The organism is uncultured Xylophilus sp. (assembly GCA_913776965.1).
Lineage (GTDB): Bacteria > Pseudomonadota > Gammaproteobacteria > Burkholderiales > Burkholderiaceae_C > Xylophilus.
Genome location: CAJYQL010000024.1, coordinates 1 through 4,194 on the forward strand (window position 1 = coordinate 1; position 4,194 = coordinate 4,194).

Here is a 4,194-nt window from a genome sequence, read left to right on the forward strand (position 1 = left end):
GGCCGGCACCGCCGCCGCGGCGGGCGTGCCGGGCGGTGTGCAGATCGTCAATCCGGCGCCGCCGGGCGGCGCGGCACCGGGCACGCCGACGGCCGCCGCTGCGGCGGCTGCCGCGAACACCGGTGCCAGCGCGGGTGCGCGCTACGTGGAAGCCTGCCAGCAGGCGCTGGAGCGCGGCGCGGTCAACCCCGGCTGCCAGGGCCCGCTCTATGCCAGCGAGATCGCGCGGCTGAAGGACGAGGCGCTGAAGTCGCAGAACGCCAGCCTGCTGACGCTGCTCGGCGACGCCTACCAGAGCAACCGCAGCGGCATTTCCGACGTGGGCCAGGCCTACCGCTGGTACCTGCTGGCCGCGGTGCGCGGCGATCCGCGGGCGATGCAGCGGCTGAGCGACCTCTACCGCAACGGCCGCGGCGCACCACAGGACAACGTGCGAGCGCTCGGCTATGCGCGGCTCGCGCAGAAGCTCGCGCTGCCCGGCAGCCCGGGCGCGCAGCAGTCGGCCGAGGCGATCCAGTCGCTCGGCCAGGACATGGCGTCCGAAGAACTGGTGCTGGCCGACCGCTTCGCCGGCGAACTCGAACAGAACCTGCGCGGCGCGGGCGCAGCAGGCACAGCTGCTCCGGCGACGCCGGCTGCCGTGCCCGCGGCGCAGCCCGGCGCGCCGCTGACCGGGCGGCTGCCCGGCCTGGGCAGTGCCCGGGCGGGCGCTGCGGCACCACCGGCCACCCCGGTGCCCGCGCCTTCGGGCGTGCCAGCCCTGCCGGGTGCCGCGACCGCCCCCTGACCTGCGGGCGCACGGCGCCCGCATCCCGAACGAAAGGAGTCTGCATGCGAACCTCCCCCACCCCTTCCATGGCGCCGCGCCTGGCCTGCGCTGCGGCGTGCGTCCTGGGTCTGGCCGCCGCCGTCGCTCCGGCAGCGGCGGCCGACCGGACGACCACGATCGAGCGCCCCGGCAGCGGCCAGAACCGTATCGAGGTGACCGGCAACACCGCCCGCGGCGTGACCGCGCGCTGCGCCGACGGCAGCACCCGCCGCGGCGCCAACATCAACAGCGTCGATGTGGACGCCCGCGCCCTGCAGGGCCGCACCGAGATCGTCACCGGCCGCAACGTGCAGGGTGTCGATGCCGCGGTGGACTGCAGCCCGAACGCCGCCGGCCGACCGCAAGGCGGCGCCAACGTCAACAGCGTGACCATCCGATGACCGCCATCCCACGTCCCGTTCCTCGCATCACCGCCCGCGGCTGGCTGCTGCCGGCGGCACTGGCTGCGGCGACGCTGCTGTCGGCCTGCTCGGACCGCGCGGCCGATACGGTCGCCGCGCCGTCCGGCGCAGCTACACCGGCGATCCCGGCACAGCCCGCCCAGCCTGCGGCGCCGGTCGGCGGCGTGCAGCCGATCCAGCCGGTGCAACCCGTGCAGCCAGTTCAGCCCGTGCAGCCGGTCGCTCCGATCAGCCCCGTTACGCCGGTCCAGCCGATCGGCCCGGCCGCCGGCTCCGGCCAGCCCGCCACGGCCACCGGCACCCTCGCGCCGGCCGCAGCCACGCGCGAAGTCACGTTGAACGCGCAGGTCAGTTCGCCGGCGGGCCTGACGCTGCGGGTCAAGGGTGTCGAGATGGGCCCCGATGCCACGGTGCTCACCGTCAGCGCATCGTTCTCCAGCCAGATGACCGGCTCGACCAAACTCGCCTTCAACGAGACCTACCTGGACGACGGGCAGGGCAACCGGCTGCCGCTCAAGCGGCCCGACGGCAACCGCGACCTGAACGTGCGCACCGGCGACACGATGGAGGGCCGGCTGGTGTTCCTCGGTGCCGTGTCGCCGGCCGCGACGCAGCTGCAGCTGGTGGTCAACGACGGCAACGACGGCAGCAACATCGTCGGCCCCGGCCTGCGGCTGACGCTGCCGCTGAAGCCGGCCGGCGCGTCTTGATGCCGGCGCCGGTCCGCAGCCGGCGGGCGCTGCCGTTCGGCGCGGTGCTGCTGGCCGTGGCCTCGTTCAGCGCGGTGCCGGTCGCCTCGGCCCAGCCGGTGCGGCGGGTGGCGGAGCCTCTCGCCGCGCAGCCCAGCAGCTTCGTGCCCGTGGCCGGTCCGCAGACGACGCTGCGCACCGTGCCGGGGGAGGGCGGCGGCTTGCAGGCGCGCTCCGCAGAAGGCGCGCTGCGTCGCGCCGGACCCGACACCACCTTCGGCGCCGTGCAGGGCCCGCAGACCGACCTGCGCCTGTCCGAGGTGCCGGCCGCGCTGCGCACCCGCACCCGGGAACTGCTCACCGAACTCCGTGCCCGCGAAACCCCGTCGCACGCCATCGTGGTGGATCTGCCGGCCGATGTGCTGTTCGACTTCGACCGTGCCGATCTGCGGCCGGATGCGCGGGCGGCGCTCGGCCGCGCGGGCGAACTGCTGCGCGCCTATCCCCGCGCGCCGATCGCGATCGACGGCCACACCGACGGCAAGGGCGCCGACAGCTACAACGACGCCCTGTCGCTGCGCCGTGCGCAGGCGGTGGCCGCCGCGCTGGCGGATGCGACCGGCGAGCGCCGGCCGACGGTGCGCGGCCACGGCCGGCACCAGCCGGTCGCGGCCGAGCGGCGGCCCGACGGCAGCGACGATGCCGACGGTCGCCAGCGCAACCGGCGAGTCTCCATCGTGATAGAACCCCTGCCCAACGGCTGACGTGCCGGCGAGGGCCGGCGCGGCACCTGCCGTCCCGCCGCCGGCGCCGTCGCGTGCCGGCGCCGATCCACGCCCTTTGCCGCCGAATCCCATGGTCCTCACCACCATCGCCGAAGCGCGCCGCATGCTGGCCCGCGGCGACGCCACCCACACCTCGCTCGTCGCCCAGGCGCTGGAGGCCGCCGCCGCACCGGCCGCGCAGCACGTCTTCACCACGCTCTATCCGGAGGCAGCCATGGCGGCCGCCCGCCATGCCGACGCACTGCAGCAGGCCGGCGTCGCCCTGTCGCCGCTCACCGGCCTGCCGGTGACGATCAAGGATCTCTACGACGTGGCGGGCGAGCCCACCCGGGCCGGCGCGGTGGTCTGCGACGATGCGGCGCCGGCCGCCGCCGACGCGCCCGCGGTGGCGCGGCTGCGCGGGCAGGGCGCGGCGATCCTCGGCAAGACCAACATGACCGAATTCGCCTTCTCGGGCGTCGGCATTAACCCCCACCACGGCACGCCGCGCAACCCGTCCGATGCGGCAGTGGCGCGCATTCCCGGCGGCTCGTCGTCGGGGGCCGCGGTGTCGGTGGCGCTGGGCATCGCGGTGGCGGCGCTCGGCTCCGACACCGGCGGCTCGATCCGCATCCCGGCCGCACTCTGCGGGCTGGTCGGCTTCAAGACGACGCAGGCGCGGGTGCCGCGCACCGGCACGTTCGAGCTGGCCCGCTCGCTCGACACCGTCTGCGCGATGGCGCGCAGCATGGACGACTGCCTGACGGTCGATGCGGCGATCGCCGGCACACCGCTGGCAGTGCGCCGCCGCCCGGTCGCCGGCCTGCGGCTGGCGGTACCACAGACGCTGATGTTCGACGGGATCGAGCCGGCCGTCGCCGCCGCGTTCGAGCAGGCGGTGCAGCGCCTGTCGCGTGCCGGTGCCCTGATCGTGGACATCCCGTTCGCAGAGCTGGCCGAGATCGCGTCCCTCAACGCGCCCGGCGGCTTCTCGGCGGTGGAGGCCTATGCGGTGCACCGCCAGCGCCTGGCCGAGCGGCGCGACGGCTTCGATCCGCGGGTCGCCCAGCGCATCGCCACCGGCGCCAGCGCCACGGCTGCCGACTACATCGCCCTGCACGACGCCCGGGCCGGCTGGATCGCCCGCGCGGAGGCGCGGCTCGCTTCGTTCGATGCGCTGCTGTGCCTCACGGTGCCGATCGCCGCGCCGCCGATCGCCGATCTGGTCGCGAGCGACGAGGCGTTCTTCCGCGCCAACGGGCTGCTGCTGCGCAACACCTTCGCGATCAACTACCTCGACGGCTGCGCGGTCAGCCTGCCGTGCCAGGCGTCCGGGATGCTGCCGGTCGGGCTGATGCTGTCGTCGGTCCGTGGCGACGACGCGCGGCTGGCAGCGGTGGCACTGGCGGTCGAAGCGGCGTTGGTCTGAAGGTATTGGGAAGGAACACTTTCGCGCCGGCCACGGTAGCGAGCCAGATGTAAACGTCCTGCGTCATCTGCAAGAAGTTGTC

General features: G+C 74.9%; 5 protein-coding genes. All 5 read left to right on the top strand.

All coding sequences use genetic code 11. The features are described 5' to 3' along the window. On the top strand, positions 1 to 787 hold a 787-nt coding region (locus QZ500_RS03565), incomplete at its 5' end, for a hypothetical protein (protein WP_295850929.1). Between the two features lie 44 nt (positions 788 to 831). After that, positions 832 to 1,209: a hypothetical protein gene (locus tag QZ500_RS03570; RefSeq protein WP_295850932.1), complete on the top strand. Its 378-nt coding sequence runs from the start codon at positions 832 to 834 to the stop codon at positions 1,207 to 1,209. Continuing rightward, positions 1,206 to 1,940: a hypothetical protein gene (locus QZ500_RS03575; protein WP_295850934.1), complete on the top strand. Its 735-nt coding sequence runs from the start codon at positions 1,206 to 1,208 to the stop codon at positions 1,938 to 1,940. The genes QZ500_RS03570 and QZ500_RS03575 overlap by 4 nt, the downstream gene beginning before the upstream one ends. Then, positions 1,940 to 2,683: an OmpA family protein gene (locus tag QZ500_RS03580; protein WP_295850937.1), complete on the top strand. Its 744-nt coding sequence runs from the start codon at positions 1,940 to 1,942 to the stop codon at positions 2,681 to 2,683. The genes QZ500_RS03575 and QZ500_RS03580 overlap by 1 nt, the downstream gene beginning before the upstream one ends. A gap of 91 nt (positions 2,684 to 2,774) precedes the next feature. After that, entirely contained in the window at positions 2,775 to 4,112 is a 1,338-nt protein-coding gene (locus QZ500_RS03585; protein WP_295850940.1) for an amidase, read from the top strand. The last annotated feature ends 82 nt before the right edge of the window (positions 4,113 to 4,194 follow it).